16 protein-coding genes are annotated in these 17,620 nt (G+C 44.9%); all 16 read left to right on the forward strand.

All coding sequences use genetic code 11. The features are described from left to right. The first annotated feature begins 149 nt into the window (after positions 1 to 149). Positions 150 to 1,034: a carbohydrate ABC transporter permease gene (locus tag CCU_RS10950; RefSeq protein ID WP_243440931.1), complete on the forward strand. Its 885-nt coding sequence runs from the start codon at positions 150 to 152 to the stop codon at positions 1,032 to 1,034. 24 nt (positions 1,035 to 1,058) lie between these two features. Further along, positions 1,059 to 2,234: an AGE family epimerase/isomerase gene (locus CCU_RS10955; RefSeq protein ID WP_015534704.1), complete on the forward strand. Its 1,176-nt coding sequence runs from the start codon at positions 1,059 to 1,061 to the stop codon at positions 2,232 to 2,234. A gap of 41 nt (positions 2,235 to 2,275) precedes the next feature. Beyond that, complete coding sequence (locus tag CCU_RS10960) at positions 2,276 to 3,454, forward strand: glycoside hydrolase family 130 protein (protein WP_015534705.1); 1,179 nt, start codon at positions 2,276 to 2,278, stop codon at positions 3,452 to 3,454. Between the two features lie 129 nt (positions 3,455 to 3,583). Further along, positions 3,584 to 4,609 (forward strand): glycoside hydrolase family 130 protein, encoded by a 1,026-nt coding sequence (locus tag CCU_RS10965; protein ID WP_004851781.1) that lies wholly within the window; start codon positions 3,584 to 3,586, stop codon positions 4,607 to 4,609. Positions 4,610 to 5,178: 569 nt separating this feature from the next. Beyond that, positions 5,179 to 6,126: a type I phosphomannose isomerase catalytic subunit gene (locus CCU_RS10970; RefSeq protein ID WP_015534706.1), complete on the forward strand. Its 948-nt coding sequence runs from the start codon at positions 5,179 to 5,181 to the stop codon at positions 6,124 to 6,126. A gap of 38 nt (positions 6,127 to 6,164) precedes the next feature. Then, on the forward strand, positions 6,165 to 8,138 hold the full coding sequence (locus tag CCU_RS10975) for a GGDEF domain-containing protein (RefSeq protein WP_015534707.1): 1,974 nt from the start codon (positions 6,165 to 6,167) through the stop codon (positions 8,136 to 8,138). 169 nt (positions 8,139 to 8,307) lie between these two features. Further along, a complete protein-coding gene (locus CCU_RS10980; RefSeq protein WP_015534708.1) occupies positions 8,308 to 9,183 on the forward strand; it encodes a DegV family protein in 876 nt (291 codons plus the stop codon). Positions 9,184 to 9,437: 254 nt separating this feature from the next. Then, positions 9,438 to 9,848: an RrF2 family transcriptional regulator gene (locus CCU_RS10985; protein ID WP_015534709.1), complete on the forward strand. Its 411-nt coding sequence runs from the start codon at positions 9,438 to 9,440 to the stop codon at positions 9,846 to 9,848. Between the two features lie 109 nt (positions 9,849 to 9,957). Further along, positions 9,958 to 10,707 (forward strand): Fe-S cluster assembly ATPase SufC, encoded by a 750-nt coding sequence (gene sufC, locus CCU_RS10990; protein WP_004851768.1) that lies wholly within the window; start codon positions 9,958 to 9,960, stop codon positions 10,705 to 10,707. A gap of 3 nt (positions 10,708 to 10,710) precedes the next feature. Continuing rightward, complete coding sequence (sufB, locus tag CCU_RS10995) at positions 10,711 to 12,117, forward strand: Fe-S cluster assembly protein SufB (protein ID WP_004851766.1); 1,407 nt, start codon at positions 10,711 to 10,713, stop codon at positions 12,115 to 12,117. 14 nt (positions 12,118 to 12,131) lie between these two features. Beyond that, positions 12,132 to 13,199 (forward strand): SufB/SufD family protein, encoded by a 1,068-nt coding sequence (locus CCU_RS11000; protein ID WP_015534710.1) that lies wholly within the window; start codon positions 12,132 to 12,134, stop codon positions 13,197 to 13,199. Beyond that, positions 13,180 to 14,397, forward strand: a complete 1,218-nt coding sequence (locus CCU_RS11005; protein WP_015534711.1) for an aminotransferase class V-fold PLP-dependent enzyme — start codon at positions 13,180 to 13,182, stop codon at positions 14,395 to 14,397. The genes CCU_RS11000 and CCU_RS11005 overlap by 20 nt, the downstream gene beginning before the upstream one ends. Next, positions 14,387 to 14,827 carry a Fe-S cluster assembly sulfur transfer protein SufU gene (gene sufU / locus CCU_RS11010; protein ID WP_004851759.1) on the forward strand — a complete coding sequence of 147 codons (441 nt, stop codon included), beginning with the start codon at positions 14,387 to 14,389 and terminating at the stop codon, positions 14,825 to 14,827. The genes CCU_RS11005 and sufU overlap by 11 nt, the downstream gene beginning before the upstream one ends. 219 nt (positions 14,828 to 15,046) lie before the next feature. Continuing rightward, entirely contained in the window at positions 15,047 to 16,159 is a 1,113-nt protein-coding gene (locus tag CCU_RS11015) for a sensor histidine kinase (protein ID WP_243440890.1), read from the forward strand. Further along, positions 16,149 to 16,856: a response regulator transcription factor gene (locus tag CCU_RS11020; RefSeq protein ID WP_015534713.1), complete on the forward strand. Its 708-nt coding sequence runs from the start codon at positions 16,149 to 16,151 to the stop codon at positions 16,854 to 16,856. Before CCU_RS11015 ends, CCU_RS11020 begins: the two co-directional genes overlap by 11 nt. A gap of 184 nt (positions 16,857 to 17,040) precedes the next feature. Beyond that, positions 17,041 to 17,620 (forward strand): Ig-like domain-containing protein (locus tag CCU_RS11025; RefSeq protein ID WP_208896181.1); only part of this gene is annotated, 580 nt, incomplete at its 3' end.

The following is a 17,620-nucleotide window of genomic DNA, read 5'->3' on the forward strand; positions in this document are numbered from 1 at the left end:
CGCTTCAGAAGCTGTTCTTTGAGTACATCTTCAAGGATTCAAGCTCAGATGATGAGAGTTATAAGGCAAAGAAGCTTCGCAAGAAACAGGAGAGAGATACCAAGAAATACGTGAAGCAGATGGCTGCTTCTGCGAAGGGGGCAAGTAACATGGCAAGAGAAAAGACAGATGTGCCAGGCATAGCACCAATAAAAGAAAAACGAACCGTTGGATATTATGTAAGAGGTTTCCTCAAGTACTTTGTACTCATATTCTTCTCACTGTGTGCGGTTGTACCTCTTATATCATGTGTTACAACAGCCTTCAAGACAACAGATGAGTATAAGGCTACTTCAGTAATGGAACTTCCTGAAAGCTTTTTGAACTTCAGCAATTTTGTAAAGGCATTCACGACTGCCAACATGGGACGTGCATTCCTCAACTCAGTAATAGTCATGGTATGCGTACTTATCGTGTCAGTTGTAATAGGAACACAGCTTGCATATGTGCTTAACAGATTCAAGTTCCCGGGAAACGGCTTTATCAGAACACTTTTCCTTGTGGCATCATTGCTCCCTGCAGTTGCTATGCAGGTTACAGTCTACAACATCATGGGTGATCTGAGATTCATAGATCACTTATATGGTTACATCATCATGAGCTGTGGTACAGATGTTATCTCGATCTACATCTTTATACAGTTTATGGAGAACATATCAGTATCTCTTGACGAGTCAGCTATCGTGGATGGTGCATCATACTGGACCATCTACTGGAAGATCATACTTCCACTTCTCAAGCCGGCTATCGTTACTGCTTGTATACTGAAAGGCGTTGTAATCTATAACGAGTACTACGCTGCAAACCTTTACCTCATAAGCCCGGAGATCAAGACAATGGCTATCTCACTTTACAAGTTCGTAGGACCTATGGGCAGCCAGTACAACCTGATATGTGCAGGTGTTATCATATCGATCATACCGGCACTTATAGTATTCATCTGCTGTCAGAAACAGATCTACAGTGGTATTACACAGGGTGCTGTAAAGGGTTAATAATTTATTAGAAGAAGAGAGTTCATGAATATGAGAAATGAAATTCAAAAAGAATTAATAGATGCTATCATCCCATTTTGGGAGGCCCTGAGGGATGATGAGTACGGCGGATTTTATGGGTATATGGATTATGACCTCAACCTTGATAAAAAGGCTGAGAAGGGTTGTATTCTTAACAGTAGAATTACCTGGTTCTTCGCAAGTGCGTATAAGGCACTCAAGGACCCGAAGCTTCTAGATGAGGCTGCTCATGGATATGAATTTCTGAAAGAATATTGTATAGACAGGGAATATGGCGGAATATATTGGTCCATGAATTACGATGGTTCACCCAAAGATACGACAAAACACACCTACAATCAGGCATTTAGCATATATGCCTTATCCGCCTATTACGAAGCTTCCGGCGATTCGGAAGCTTTGGACCTGGCCCTGCAGCTTTTCCATACAATAGAAGAGAAATGTACTGACGAAGGTGGCTATCTCGAGGCATTTACAAGAGAGTTCAAGCCAGAGTCAAATGATAAGCTTTCTGAGAATGGTGTTCTCGCAGAGAGAACAATGAACACACTGCTCCATGCACTTGAGGCTTACACAGAACTTTATAAGGTATCCAAGGATTCCAAGGTAAAGGAGCGCCTGAAATGGCTGCTCGATGTATTTGCTGATAAGGTATACAATCCGGAGCTTAAGAGACAGGAAGTGTTCTTTGATAAGGATTATAACTCTCTGATCGATCTGTACTCATACGGACATGACATTGAGACATCGTGGCTCCTGGATAGAGCGACCGAGGTGCTTGGAGAGGCAGAGTACACAGAGAAGATTACAAAGATAACAGATATCCTTGCAGAGCAGATATATGAGCTTGCTTTCGATGGACATTCAGTTCTGACAGAATGTGAAAAGGGCGTGCCATACACGGTAAGAGTATGGTGGGTTCAGGCGGAATCAATAGTAGGATTTATAAATGCTTATCAAAAGTCGGGTGATAAAAAGTATTACGAGGCTGCCGAGAAAGTCTGGGAGTACATAAAGGAATATTTTATCGACAAGAGACCGGGATCAGAGTGGTTCTGGGATCTGAATGCAGATGGAACACCGAGAGTCGGACGTCCTATAGTTGAGCCATGGAAGTGCCCATACCACAACGGCAGAATGTGCCTTGAGATTATGAGCAGACTCGCTGACGGCAAGTAGATAGCGTTCAATTGCTTTCAAATTATAAGGAGAATGCCTAAATGATGAATGAGAAATATTATGTAGAGCTTGACAAACTGAACAAGCTTCTTGAGAGAAAGAATAAGAAGACAGATTTCTATAATGGAATCTATGACAGATATGAGTACCCTGTACTCACAAGAGAGATGATACCTCTCACATGGAGATATGACTTAAACCCTGAGACAAATCCATACTTCATTGAGCGTCTCGGAGTTAACGCTGTCATGAACTCAGGTGCTATCTACCTGAACGGCAAGTATTATCTTGTCGCAAGAATAGAGGGAAATGACAGAAAGTCATTCTTCGGCGTAGCTGAGAGTGACAACGGTATCGATGGATTCCGTTTCTGGGATTATCCAATCCTTCTGGATGATGTATGTCCTGAGGAAACAAATGTATATGATATGAGACTGACACAGCACGAGGATGGATGGATCTACGGTGTGTTCTGTTCAGAGAGCAAGGATACAACTGTAAATGACCTCTCAGCAGCAGTTGCAGCAGCAGGTATCGTGAGAACAAAGGATTTAAAGCACTGGGAGCGCCTTGACAACCTCAAGACTCTTCGTTCCCCACAGCAGAGAAATGTTGTACTTCACCCTGAATTTGTGGATGGCAAGTACGCATTCTATACACGTCCAATGGATGATTTCATCGAGACAGGAAGCGGCAGCGGAATAGGATTCGGTCTCTGTGATGATATAGAGCATGCGGTTATAGACGAGGAGAAGATGACAAGTCTTCGTAAGTACCACACTATAACAGAGGCAAAGAACGGTGCAGGTGCACCTCCTATAAAGACAGACAAGGGCTGGATCCACATCGCACATGGTGTGAGAAACACAGCTGCCGGTCTTAGATATGTACTCTACGCATTTGCAACAGACCTCAATGATCCTTCAAAGGTTATCGCTGAGCCATCAGGAATGCTCATCGGACCTCGTGGTGAGGAGAGAGTCGGCGATGTATCAAACGTTGTATTCACAAATGGCGCCATCGTAAACGAGAACAACGAGGTGTTCATCTACTACGCATCAAGCGATACAAGAATGCATGTTGCAACAACAACAGTTGACAGACTTATCGATTATGTATTCAACACACCATCTGATCCGGGAAGAAGTGTAGAGTGCGTAGCACAGAGATGTGAGCTTATCAAGAAGAACCTGGAGTTTCTTAAGAATACAGACAAGTAAGAAAGTATAATATATGGGCTGCCAGATGAAACAGCACGTTGGTTAGTATGCCCTTTGCCTGTGCAGATACCATATAACGTGATAATAAAATAAAAAATCCGGCTAAGATGCTGGAAGAAAGAGGTACTTATGTCAGAAGTAAAAATGTTCAGCGAGCCTGTGCCAAACGTGCCATGGCAGGACAGACCGGCAAATGACAATCATGACGCTCCAATCTGGAGATATACAGAGAATCCTATAATAGGAAGAAACCCGGCAAAGGGTGTTGCAAGAATATTCAACAGTGCGGTAGTTCCATTTGAGGGAAAATTTGTCGGAGTATTTAGAGGCGAGCAGGTAAATGGAATTCCATACATCTACCTCGGAGAGAGCGAGGATGCTATCCACTGGAATATCAGCGAGGAGAAGATCAAGTTTGTTGATGAGAACGGTGAAGAGTTCATGCCTATATACGCATATGATCCAAGACTTGTAAAGGTAGAGGATACATACTATGCGATCTGGTGCCAGGATTTCTATGGCGCAGCGATAGGTATAGCAAAGTCAAAGGATCTCAAGACATTTGTGAGAATCGAGAACCCATTCCTTCCATTTAACAGAAATGCAGTTCTCTTCCCAAGAAAGATCAACGGTAATTTCGTGATGCTGTCACGTCCAAGTGACAGTGGACACACACCATTTGGTGATATATTCGTAAGTGAGAGTCCTGATATGGTTTACTGGGGTAAGCACAGACATGTCATGGGCAAGAGCAGCGAGTGGTGGGAGTCACTCAAGATTGGCGGCGGTGCAGCCCCTATCGAGACTTCTGAAGGATGGCTGTTATTCTACCACGGAGTATCAGGAACGTGTAATGGTTATGTATACTCAATCGGTGGAGCAATCCTTGATATCGACAACCCATCGATCGTTAAGTATCGTTGTGAGAACTTCCTTCTCACACCAGAAGAGTGGTACGAGGAGCGTGGATTTGTTCCTAATGTATGCTTCCCATGTGCTACTATTCACGACAGCGAGTCTGGAAAGATCGCCATTTACTACGGTGCAGCTGACAGCTATGTTGGCCTTGCATTCACAAAGCTTGATGAGATCGTAGATTATATCAAGTCACACAGTGTGGTAACAACTTCTGATACCGAGATCGGTAGAAGATAGTTAGTTATAGATCGCTATGAGCCCCTACTCATACGCGGCAATTGTATTATTTTTTTCTCATTTCCCAAGGCGGTGCCCGCCGCCTTCGGGGCCCCTCTAAAAAGAAATGTAATGGCAGGTGATTGCCAAAACTTTTAGACTATGACAGCCTGGCAGTAAGCCGGGCTGAATTTGATTCTGAGGGTTTTGGCAATCATAAAAACTAAAAAGGCAGAAAAAAGACTGTAATATGTAGAAAAAAAGGCAACAGATGCAATAAAATAACAGTGACATACATTATCATGGAAATGACGAGTGAAGAAGTCATGGTCAATGTAAAAATGTGATTTCTTCACCGTCTTATATAGAACAGGCAATTGGGGAATGGTGTAATCAGTAACAGGTGTACATATTCGACATTGTCATGGTTCGGACATTTGAGCCCGCCGGTACTTAGATGGCGCGTTAGCGGCATCTTAGTATCCGCTGCAGGGCGAAACGAGCGGGAGCGTTCCGAGCCAGACAAGTCGGATGTGTACACCGTACGGATATGCACACAATTGCCGTACGTCAAAAGGAGGAAAATGACAATGAACAAGGAAATACTTTTTTTAAATCCCGTGTTTACGCACAATATCTGGGGCGGTACAAAGCTCAGAGAAGAATATGGATATGATGTTGAGGGCGATGATATAGGCGAGTGCTGGGGAGTTGCGGCACATGAGAATGGCAACTGTACAGTGAAAAATGGCGAGTTTGCAGGTCATACGCTTGCCGACTTATGGGACAGCCACAGAGAGCTGTTTGGCGGCATAGATGGTGTCAGATTCCCACTGCTTATAAAGATAATCGATGCAAAAGATGATCTGAGTATTCAGGTGCATCCGGACGATGCATACGCAGCAGAACATGAGAATGGTTCATTTGGTAAGATGGAGTGCTGGTATATTCTTGACTGCAAGGAAGATTCAACACTTGTAATCGGTCATAATGCAAGGACAAAGGAAGAATTATGTGATATGATCGAAGGTAAGAAATGGAAGGAGTTTATCAGAGAGATCCCTGTTAAGAAGGGGGATTTCATTCAGATAGATCCCGGTACAGTACACGCGATCAAAGGAGGAATCACACTTCTTGAGACACAGCAGAACAGTGACATCACATACAGAGTTTATGATTATGACAGACTGAGCAATGGAAAGCCTAGAGATCTTCACGTAAAGCAGAGCATAGATGTTATAACAGTTCCTGCAAAGCCGGTTGAGGACAGCGTTATAAGTGTCAAGGCAGATAAGGCAAATGAACTCTGTGAGCTTATAAGCTGTAAGTATTACACAGTATACAAGCTGGATGTTGAGGGAAAGGCAGAGCTGAATGTGGGCGACAAGCCATTCCTTATCATGTCTGTAGTTGCGGGAAGTGGAACAGTGGATGGAAACGCTATAAAGAAGGGTGATCACTTTATCCTGCCAAACGGATACAGCAACCCAGTGTTTGAGGGCAATATGGAGATCGTAGCATCCACAGTCAGCAAGTAAGATCCTGCCTTTGGAAGAGAATGTCAAGGGGGATAGTTATGAAGAGAAAGACGATAGGTGTTCTGGTAGGTGGAATCACGGATGATTTTACGAGGCTGCTCTGTCATGGGGTTATAGAGAGAGCAAAGACGCTTGATGTCAATATAGTTGTTATTCCGGGTAAGTTTCTTGACCGGGAATACCCAGAAACGTCAGATATATATTATGAATATCAGTATCAGACACTGTTTTCCTATGCTACAAAGGAGAATCTGGACGGCGTTATTGTTGCATCGAGTTGTATTGGCTGCTTTGCAACCAAGGAGCGTATCAGCGAATTTATGAAAAGATATCTGCAGATGCCGTGCGTGATAGTGGCTGCAGATGAGCCGGATCAGATTTGTGTCAGATATGACAATGGAGCAGGCATAAGAGAAGGACTCAATTACATGATCGAGGAACTTGGTTATACAAGAATAGGCATGATAGGCGGTCCGGACTCCAATTATGATGCAAAGGAGAGAAGGAGAACCTACATTGAGGTGCTTGAGGCTCATGGAATAGAGTTTGATCCGGGACTTTATGTGGAGGGCAATCTTACATCGGAATCAAAAGAGGTTTTCAGAGATATTCTGGACAGGAATCCGGACATGCAGGGAGTGTTCTGTGTGAATGATTCCTGTGCATCTGGTTTTTATGAAGAACTTAAGGTGAGGGGCATTCTGCCGGGGAGAGATATATCAGTCATGGGTTACGATGATATTGAGTGGGCTACACAGATATATCCGACGCTCTCGACTGTGCGTGCAGACGCGGGAAAACTTGGCTCAGAGGCTGTAAATCTTATGGTCAGGCTCATTGATGGCAAGCAGGTTGAGAGTAAGATACTTCCTACTGAGTTTATCAGAAGAGATTCATTCTGTAAAAAAGGCGGATCAAGAAAACGTAGTAAGAATGTCATTGAGGGATATCTCTCAATGAACCATATGCTCTCAGAGCAGTGGGAAGAGCGGAATAAGACTCAGTTCAAGATGAAGACATTTATCCAGAAGGTCTTGAGCTTTGACAGAGGCAACGACAGAAGTTATGGAGAGATTCTTGGCACCATGGACTGGCTGGACATAGAGAATGCATTTATATTCTTATATAAAGAGCCAATAATACATCTGATCGGTGAGCCATTTGAATTGCCTGACCAGTTATATCTCAAGACTAAGGATCTTAAAGAGAAGGTCAGCAGTGTGATCACTGTGAACCAGAAGGTGTCATCATCAAATCTCTATGATTTTGAGAGCCTCGGTGTGGAAGGAGCTGGAATATATGTACTCTTGCCGCTGTATTCCAACGAAATACTCTATGGAGTTCTTCTGTGTGATCTCACGGAAGGAGTTCTGGTGAATGGGGAGTTTCTTGGAAACCAGGTCTCAGCTGCTGTCAAGATGATCAATCTGCTCAAGACGAACGAGGAGATCATGAAGCGCCTTGAGGAGAGTATGGCGATCCTGCAAAAAAACAACATTATGCTTGACAATCTGTCAAAACAGGATCCTCTGACAGGAATCATGAACAGACGAGGTTTCTTTGACAGATCATTACAGCTGCTCAAGGAATGTGAGGAGCAGAAAAGGACGGCTACGGTATTCTACGCTGATATGAACAGTCTCAAGATCATCAATGACAGATATGGACATGATGAGGGTGATTTCTCTCTTAAAACCATAGGAGATATTCTGATCAAATCTGTAGGCGATAATGGAATCGTAGGCAGAATAGGTGGAGACGAGTATTGCTGTCTTGTACTCGGCCTTAAGGACTCTGACGCTGCAGATGCATTTGCTGAGGAAGTATACAGTTCATTTGAGAAGTTTAATGAGCACTGTGATAAGCCTTATAAAGTGAGTGTATCGCTTGGAAACTGTCAGATCGTAGAATATAACAAGAAAGGTCTTCAGAATGCCATGACTATGGCAGATGAGAAGCTGTATGAGGTGAAGAAGTACAGGAAGAAGGATGTTGTTAAGGTTAAGAATTGATAATTTATATAATAAATAAAAGGTATGATCAGGTTGCGTTGAGTGCAGCTTGATCATACCTTTTTTTGTAAAATCTATGCTCCCAGAAAAAATGTCTAAAATGTATAAATACAGAAAAATATCTAATAATACTTGTGTGATGCATATTGTGCATGGAGGTGTTGTTGAGATGAAAAGAAATGATCATGGATGGAAACTGGTTTCGGATTCCGGCTGCAGTCTGCTTGTGCCGGATGGATCGGATGGACTGGCTGGAATAGATATAGATATAGATTATGCTGAGGTTCCGTTTGTAATATCTGTTGATAACACAGATTATATAGACGAACCGGGTATAGATATAGAGAAGATGCTTGAACATATTGCAAATTGCCGGTCAGGCGGAAGAACTAGCTGCCCTTCACCCCATGCGTGGCTTGAGGCGTGGGGGGATGCGGAAAATGTTATCGCATTTACGTTGTCAGCTGCATTGTCGGGAAGTTACAACAGCGCCATAGCTGCAAGACATATGGCGCTTGAGAAATATCCGGACAGGAATATTGCGGTGATAAACACATGTGGTGCCGGGGGGCTCCCGGAACAGCTGACAAATATAATATATGAAGGTATTCATGAAGGTGATTCATTTGATGCCATAGTAAGTGCTGCCGACAAAGCAGTGAGGGAGACGCAGGTAATGTTTGCCTTGGGGAGTCTGGACAACCTGATAAAGGCGGGCAGATTAAATAAGCTTGTGGGTTATGCGGCTCATAGATTCAATATATCCGCAATAGGTGTGGCATCACCTGGTGGACGAATTGAACTCAGACACAAATTCAGAGGTATGAAGAAGACATATGATAAGCTGATAGATACTCTCCGGGAGACGGGATTTGCAGGGGGAGAGCTGGTCATAAGCCACTGTATGAATGAGGAGGGAGCAGAAAAGCTGGGGCATCTTATCAAGGCTGAATGGCTCGACACGGATGTGAGCGTCGTACCTGCAAGCGGGCTGTGCAGCTATTATATGGGAAAAGACGGGCTGATAATAACATATCATGAGTAGACTGCTGCACGGATAAATTATATAAAATGCTTGAAATAGACAAAATAATGAAAAATAATGGAAGGCTGCCACACCTTCTATTATTTTTTGTGTATTAACCTATTGACATAGTAGGTAAATGGGAATATCCTATTTTTGCGAGTCAGATATTGACTTATTACGCCAAAAAATGGCGGATGAGGGTGATGACTGGAATGACCGTGTATTTGCGGCTGGAATGTGATCACACTCATATGTAAGGAGGATTTACAGATATGGTGATTTCTTCAAAGGGAGAATATGCCCTGAGGGTCATGGCAGACCTTGCCATAAACCACGACGGCAGATTCATTCCGTTAAAAGAAATAGTTCAGAAAGAGGAACTGTCCCAGAAGTATCTGGAGAGTATAATGCGCATGCTGTCCAAGGCAAATCTGATAGAGGCAGCCAGCGGACATGGCGGAGGCTACAGACTCAAAAAGGCTCCTGAGGAATATACACTGTGGGAGATACTTGAACTCACGGAAGGTGGACTTGCTCCGGTGGCATGCATGAAGAACAGCGCAATGACCTGTGACAGATCCGGACAGTGCTACACTTTGCCGATATGGCAGGGACTGGCGGAGTTGATACAGGATTATTTCCAGGGTAAGACACTGGCGGATATAGCCAGAAATGTGGAATGAGCAGAGTAATTTGATACAAGCAAAAAGATAATTAAAGCGGGACAATTGAATCGCCGGATATAGAAGTGATAAAGCAATTGCCGGGCTTGGTATAAAAGGAGGCAGACTGATGTCAGATAAAAAATTATTGGAAGTTAAGAATTTACATGTTGATGTTGAGGATAAACAGATCCTTCACGGTGTGAACCTGGAGATCGGCAAGGGCGAGACACATGTACTTATGGGACCTAATGGAACCGGAAAGTCAACCCTTGGATATGCACTTATGGGAAATCCTAGATATACAGTCAGAGAGGGCGAGATATGGTTTGATGGTAAGAACATCACAGAAGAGGCTGTCAATGAGCGTGCAAAGGCAGGAATATTCCTCTCATTCCAGAATCCTCTAGAGGTGCCTGGTGTGACACTCAGCTCATTTATAAGAAATGCCCTTGAGCAGAAGACCGGCAAGAGAATCCGTCTCTGGGATTTCAAGAAGGAGCTTGAGAGAACCATGGAGATCCTTCAGATGGATCCATCTTATGCGGAGAGAGACCTGAATGTGGGATTTTCAGGTGGTGAGAAGAAGAAGGCAGAGATACTTCAGCTTCTGATGCTCAAGCCATCACTGGCAATCCTTGACGAGACAGATTCAGGACTTGACGTTGATGCAGTCCGTACAGTATCAGCAGGTATCGAGGAATACCAGAAGAACTGCAAGGGAAGTCTGCTTATCATCACACACAGCACCAAGATCCTTGAGTCACTCACCGTTGACTACACACATGTCATGGTTGAGGGCAAGATCATAGAGACTGGTGACGCATCACTTGTGGACAAGATCAACGAGTCTGGATTTGCAGAGTATGAAAGGATATAGAAGATGAAGGAAAAGACATATGTAGAGGACATAGACAGAAATATATATGACTTCAAGTATGATGACAAAGATGCCTATAAGCTTAAAGCTGGTCTCACACCTGAGATAGTTGAGCAGCTTTCAAAGGAGAAACATGATCCGGCATGGATGCAGAATTTCAGACTTGAGTCTTTACAGATATACAACAATATGCAGGTGCCTGACTGGGGCCCATCCATCGAGGGACTGGATATTGACAATATAGTTACTTACGTAAGACCAAATACCAAGATGAAGGGCAGCTGGGATGAAGTCCCTGAGGATATCAAGGATACATTTGAGAGACTTGGAATCCCTCAGGCTGAGAGAAAATCCCTTGCGGGAGTTGGTGCACAGTACGATTCAGAACTCGTATATCACAATGTCCGCCAGGAGGTTGCGGACATGGGAGTTGTGTACACTGATATGGAGAGTGCACTCACAGGTGAGTATGCAGACATGGTGCAGAAGCATTTCATGAAGCTTGTCACCCCTCATGATCACAAATTTGCAGCACTTCACGGAGCTGTGTGGTCAGGCGGTTCATTTGTATATGTGCCACCTGGAGTAAAGGTTGAGATCCCACTTCAGTCATACTTCAGACTTAATGCAGCGGGCGCGGGTCAGTTTGAGCACACACTCATCATAGTAGATGAGGGAGCAGACCTCCACTTTATAGAGGGATGTTCGGCACCGAAGTACAATGTGGCGAACCTTCACGCAGGCTGTGTGGAGTTGTTTGTCGGCAAGAACGCAAAGCTCAGATATTCAACCATAGAGAACTGGTCCAAGAACATGTACAACCTGAACACCAAGAGAGCTCGAGTTGAAGAGGGTGGAACCATCGAGTGGGTATCGGGTTCATTTGGATCACATGTGTCATACCTTTACCCGATGAGCGTGCTCAAGGGCAAGGGCGCCAGGATGGAGTTCACCGGAGTTACATTTGCTGGTAAGGGACAGAACCTTGACACAGGAGCGAAGGTAGTTCATGCGGCACCTGACACAAGCTCATATATCAACACAAAGTCTATCTCCAAGGACGGGGGTATAAGCACATTCCGTTCATCAGTTGTAGTGACAAAGGAGGCTGAGAACTCCAAGGCAGCAGTTTCCTGCCAGTCACTTATGCTTGATTCGATATCACGTTCGGACACCATACCGGCCATGGATATCAGAACCAAGAAGGTAAATGTGGGACATGAGGCACAGATAGGAAGCATCAGTGACGAGGCTGTGTTCTACCTGATGTCCAGAGGAATGAGTGAAGAAGACGCGAGAGCATGTATCGTCAGTGGATTTGCAGATAATGTATCGAAGGAGCTGCCGCTTGAGTATGCTCTTGAGATGAACAACCTCATCCGTCTTGAGATGAAGGGCAGCATAGGTTAAGGAGGTGCGGTGACATGGAGAACAATAACGAGATGAAGATCAACAAGCTCCCGGCAAAGACATGGTACTGGCTTCGCATGAACGACACAGCACTTAACTGGAATCCGGACATGGCGGGATGCAGTGTGAAGATAGATGGCGGCAAGAAAGCTGATAAGCAGGCTTCTGATTTCGATGGAATAGAGACTGGTGCAGGAAGAGATGCGGACGTACTCTTCGCACAGCAGGCAGCAGGAAGTGTACTCGTTGCGGACGAGACCAATAAAGGGCAGACTGTACACGTGCTGATAAATGGAACCGGGGCAAATGGCAGCAGCGGTTATGCTTACGTGCAGGCAGATGCAGGTTCAGACATGACAGTCATAGAGACATTTGGCGAGAATGCGGAGGGCGGCAGCCTGGCATTCCGTACGCGTTTTAATATAGAGAAGGATGCACACATACGTCTTGTACAGATATTTATGCAGGATGAGAACACGACCATACTCAACGACGTGGGAAGTGAGTGTGCGGAGAATGGCCAGCTAGATGTGCTTCAGATATTTATCGGCAAGGGCAATCTGTACAACGGCGTGAGAACTGAGCTCATTGGTAAGCGTGCTTCAACCAACATGGATATAGGTTATCTGGGACAGAAAAAACAGGTGATAGATATAAATCTTGTCGTGAACCATATAGGCAAGAAGACCAATTGCAACATACAGGTGGATGGAACGCTTAAGGATGCTGCGGAGAAGATATTCAGAGGTTCGATAGATTTCAAGACAGGTTCATCGGATTCGAAGGGCGCTGAGACTGAGAATGTACTGCTGCTCGGCGATGATGTGGTGAACAAGACTATACCGCTTATCCTCTGTGCAGAGGAAAATGTGGAGGGATCACATGGAGCGACCATCGGTGAGCTTGACGAGGATACTTTATTTTACTTCGCGTCAAGGGGAATCGATATGGAGACAGCCGAGGACATGATGACCAAGGGCAAGATGGAGGTCCTCTACCGCAAGATCCAGGACGAGGACACAGAGAAGCTGGTGGAGAAGCAGCTTGCGGAGGTAATGGAATATGACAGACAGGAATTATAGAGAGGATTTTCCTCTGTTGAGAAACAATGACACAGCTTATATAGACAATGCGGCCACAGCGCAGAAGCCACAGGTGGTCATAGACGCTGAGAGAGAGTTCTACGAGAAGAGCAATGCGAATCCACTCAGAGGATTCTATCCGCTCAGCCTTGAGGCGACAGAGAAGTATGAGAGTGCCAGAAAGGTAGTCAGGGACTTCATTCACGCTGACTCTGAGAAGGAGATAATCTTCACCAGGAATACCACAGAGAGCCTTAACCTTGTGGCATACAGCTACGCGCTGAATAACCTTAAGGCTGGTGACGAGATAGCAGTTACGATCATGGAGCACCACAGCAACATGCTTCCATGGCAGATGGCAGCCAGAGTCACAGGTGCAACTCTCAGATATCTCGACTGCGAGAAGGATGGAACGCTGACTGACGAGACCATCAATGCGGGAATCAACGAGCACACAAAGCTGCTTGCTGTCGGACATGTGTCAAATGTCCTCGGATGTGTGAATCCGGTCAGAAAGATGGCTGACAGAGCACACAGCTTTGGCGCGGTTGTCGTTGTCGACGGCGCACAGAGTACACCGCATATGGCTATAGATGTGCATGAGCTGGGAGCGGACTTCTTTGCATTCTCAGGCCACAAGCTCATGGGACCTATGGGAATAGGCGTGTTATACGGAAGACAGGAACTGCTTGACGCGATGCCTCCATTCATGTCAGGCGGAGAGATGATAGATTCGGTTTCAAGAGATGGTGCGGTATACGCGGAATTGCCTCACAAGTTTGAGGCAGGTACAGTCAATGCGGCAGGAGCTGCGGGACTTGCGGCTGCTATAGGCTACATCAAAGAGGTTGGATTTGACTATATAGAAAAGAGAGAGCTGGAGCTCACGACCCGTGCTATGGAGGGACTTGCAAAGCTTCCTCACGTACATGTCATCGGTTCAGATAAGCCGGAGAACCACACCGGAATAGTAGCGTTCACCATAGACAATGTACACCCACACGATGTCAGCGAGATCATGGCTGCGGATGGAATAGATGTGAGAGCGGGACATCACTGCGCACAGCCACTGCTTGTACATCTGGGCGTGTACAACACGACAAGGGCAAGCTTTATGTTCTACAATACAGATGAAGAGGTAGATGCATTTGTGGAGAGCGTCACAAATGTGAGAAGGAGAATGGGATATGCAGAATAATATTCAAAACAGGAATTTTTATAATGAGATCCTTACAGAGCACAATATGAGACCTGAATTCAAATATGATCTTCCTGCAGCAAATGTTGTGCTGGAGGGTGTAAATCCCAACTGCGGTGATGACATCTGGCTTAAACTGAAGGTTGAGAACGGAGTCATCGAGGATGGATCATTCGTGGGAGATGGATGTGCTATATCCCAGGCGTCGGCAGATATAATGCTTGGAATGATCATAGGAAAGACCAAGGAGGAGGCCTTGAAGCTTGGACAGCTCTTTCTGAAGATGATACAGGGAGAGGCTACAGACGAGGAGATAGACCAGCTTGAGGAGGCATCAGCGCTCAAGGATATAGCGCACATGCCGGCCAGAGTAAAGTGTGCGGTTCTCGGATGGCACACCCTTGAGGAAGCACTGAAGAATATATCATAAGGGTGGATTCCTTATGATAATGCGGGCGCTGCGCGAAGCGCATCGGAATGCGTCTGCTCCACATATCGTAGATATTCTTTATCTGCATCTTAACTATAGGCATGATATACTTCACTTGAATGTGTGAAAGCGGGCGCCGCTGGTAAGATCTATGTCGTTTGTGACATAAGGTGTACTGGTGGCGCTTTCTTTAAAATAATCCAAAAGGGATTGATACATATGAAAAAAATAAATATACAAAAAAGCAAAAAAAATAAGGGGTGTAAATGTAAGGACATTATAAAAAATGTGCTGTTGATGCTGGTGATGATAGCCATAGGGGTTGGATTGTGTCTGATAATAAAGACAACATTTACTACAGACATATTGATACCGGCCGTCATGGTGTTTTCGGTATTTTTGATATCGGTGTTCACTGACGGATATGTGTATGGAATACTGGCATCTGTAGTCAGTGTGATAATAGTGAATTTTGCATTTACATTTCCGTATTTCAAGATAGATTTCCTGATACCTGAAAATATCACATCGGCGATAATCATGATAGCCATAGCGTTTATCACCTGTGGTTTTACAAGTAAGATAAAGCATCAGGAAATGCTCAAGAAAGAAAGTGAGATGGAGAAAATGAGGGCGAACCTGCTGCGTGCAGTGTCGCATGATTTTCGAACTCCGCTTACCACCATTTACGGGGCCAGCTCGGCACTTATAGAGAGTGGCAGCGAATTTACGGATGAGCAGAAGGAGAAGATGCTCAGGGGAATACAACAGGATTCCCAGTGGCTTTATCGTATGGTTGAGAATCTGCTGTCCGTAACGAGGCTGGACGGAGACATTAATCTCATAAAGACCCCGATAGCCCTGGATGAGCTGATAGATTCGGTGCTTATCAAATTTGCAAAGAGATATCCTGATCAGGAGGTAGAAGTCGAGCTGCCCGATGAGCTGGTCATCATACCAATGGATGCAATTCTCATAGAGCAGGTTATCATCAATATCCTTGAGAATGCAGTACAGCATGCAGAGGGAATGAAGAATCTGGCATTGAATGTGAAATGCGATGGCGACAGGGTTGTGTTTGAGGTACAGGATGATGGCGATGGAATACCGGAGGATAGGTTGAAGCACCTGTTTGATGGAAGCCTTCTGGGGGACAGCTCTGATGAGGTGTCCGCGGACTGCAGGCCGAGAAGAAATGCCGGAATAGGTCTGTCGGTATGTGCGACCATCATAAAAGCACATGGAGGAGATATAAGTGCATACAATTCCGCGGAAGGTGGTGCAGTATTCAGGTTTACACTGAAGATAGAGGAGGTTACGGATGAGCAATAACAAATACAAAGTCTTGATAATAGAAGATGAACAAAATATCAACAACCTGCTGGATACCCTGATGCAGGCAAATGGTTATCAGACGATCATAGCCACATCCTGCGGGAGTGGACTTATGATGTATGCGTCTCATAGGCCTGACATAGTTATACTTGATCTCGGACTCCCGGATAAGGATGGTATATCGTTCCTCACAGAGATAAGAAAGACGGATTTCACGCCGGTCATAGTTCTCTCGGCGAGATCTGATGAGAAGGATAAGGTGGAGGCTCTCAATCTGGGTGCAAATGATTATGTTACAAAACCATTTGGTTCGGAGGAGCTGGTTGCCAGGGTCAGATCTGCACTCCGCACAGTGCTTTACCAGGCACATGACAGTGAACTGCCGACAGGGAAATTCCAGACTGGGGATCTGCTCATAGACTATGAGGCCAGACGAGTGTTCATAGGGGATGAGGAGATCAAGCTGACTCAGACTGAGTACAACATAGTCGATCTTCTGTCCAGACATCCGGGCAAGATGCTTACATACAGTTTTATAGTCAAGGAGGTCTGGGGCTACAATGACATGGGAAGCACCAAGAGACTTCAGGTCAATATGGCGAATATAAGAAAGAAGTTCGGAGTGAAGCCGGGCAAGAAGAGTTTTATCATCAATGAGCTGGGCGTGGGATACAGGATGTGTGATGATGAGTGACAGATAATGGAATAAGACGAGAGGCCGGGGATACAATAAGTGGATTGTATATCCGGCTTTTCGCCTTTTTATACAAAATAATAGGGAATTTTGCGAGATTGACAAAAAAATGCGTATAATTCATAATTGTGATATGGTGTATTAAAAAGGGAAGGTTATGTTTTAAGGAAAAAGGAGGAACTTTATGAAAAGAAGTAACAGGTTTATGGCGGTCATTGCGGTGATCCTTGCATTTGCATTGACATTTACAGGTGTCAGCATTCCGGTAAATGCGGCGGCCACATCAACCGTCAAGAGTATCACGGTGAAGAATCTTCCAAGTAATACTCTTACACTCAAGGCGAGGAAAACATTTACACTGAAGACAAATACGACTTCAGGCAATCTGAAATTCTCAACAAGCAATAAAAAGATCGTGACAGTATCTTCTACAGGTAAGATAAAAGCAGTGAAAAAGGGTAGTGCAAATATCACGATCTCTCTCAAGTCAAATGCGAAGATCAAGAAGGTGGTGAAGGTCACAGTCGGACAGCCGGCCACAAGAGTCAAGGTGAACAAATCTGCGCTGACGATCAAGAAGGGCAGGTCGGCAGTGATAAAGGCGACAGTAGGTCCTAACACAACCAGCAATAAGAAGGTTATCTGGAAAAGCAGCAATTCCAAGATCGCAAAGGTAAGCGTATCAGGCAGGGTCACAGCAGTAAGAGGCGGTAGAGCGACGATCACAGCGATTGCTGCTGATGGTTCAGGAAAGAAAGCGATCT

This window comes from Coprococcus sp. ART55/1 (assembly GCF_000210595.1).
Taxonomy (GTDB): Bacteria; Bacillota; Clostridia; order Lachnospirales; family Lachnospiraceae; genus Coprococcus; species Coprococcus aceti.

Excerpts from the sequence above, each read along its gene's own strand:
- CCU_RS10950 (WP_243440931.1), top strand. The coding sequence starts at position 150 with ATGGCAAGAGAAAAGACAGATGTGCCAGGCATAGCACCAATAAAAGAA.
- CCU_RS10955 (WP_015534704.1), top strand. The coding sequence starts at position 1,059 with ATGAATATGAGAAATGAAATTCAAAAAGAATTAATAGATGCTATCATC.
- CCU_RS10960 (WP_015534705.1), top strand. The coding sequence starts at position 2,276 with ATGATGAATGAGAAATATTATGTAGAGCTTGACAAACTGAACAAGCTT.
- CCU_RS10965 (WP_004851781.1), top strand. The coding sequence starts at position 3,584 with ATGTCAGAAGTAAAAATGTTCAGCGAGCCTGTGCCAAACGTGCCATGG.
- CCU_RS10970 (WP_015534706.1), top strand. The coding sequence starts at position 5,179 with ATGAACAAGGAAATACTTTTTTTAAATCCCGTGTTTACGCACAATATC.
- CCU_RS10975 (WP_015534707.1), top strand. The coding sequence starts at position 6,165 with ATGAAGAGAAAGACGATAGGTGTTCTGGTAGGTGGAATCACGGATGAT.
- CCU_RS10980 (WP_015534708.1), top strand. The coding sequence starts at position 8,308 with ATGAAAAGAAATGATCATGGATGGAAACTGGTTTCGGATTCCGGCTGC.
- CCU_RS10985 (WP_015534709.1), top strand. The coding sequence starts at position 9,438 with ATGGTGATTTCTTCAAAGGGAGAATATGCCCTGAGGGTCATGGCAGAC.
- sufC (WP_004851768.1), top strand. The coding sequence starts at position 9,958 with ATGTCAGATAAAAAATTATTGGAAGTTAAGAATTTACATGTTGATGTT.
- sufB (WP_004851766.1), top strand. The coding sequence starts at position 10,711 with ATGAAGGAAAAGACATATGTAGAGGACATAGACAGAAATATATATGAC.
- CCU_RS11000 (WP_015534710.1), top strand. The coding sequence starts at position 12,132 with ATGGAGAACAATAACGAGATGAAGATCAACAAGCTCCCGGCAAAGACA.
- CCU_RS11005 (WP_015534711.1), top strand. The coding sequence starts at position 13,180 with ATGACAGACAGGAATTATAGAGAGGATTTTCCTCTGTTGAGAAACAAT.
- sufU (WP_004851759.1), top strand. The coding sequence starts at position 14,387 with ATGCAGAATAATATTCAAAACAGGAATTTTTATAATGAGATCCTTACA.
- CCU_RS11015 (WP_243440890.1), top strand. The coding sequence starts at position 15,047 with ATGAAAAAAATAAATATACAAAAAAGCAAAAAAAATAAGGGGTGTAAA.
- CCU_RS11020 (WP_015534713.1), top strand. The coding sequence starts at position 16,149 with ATGAGCAATAACAAATACAAAGTCTTGATAATAGAAGATGAACAAAAT.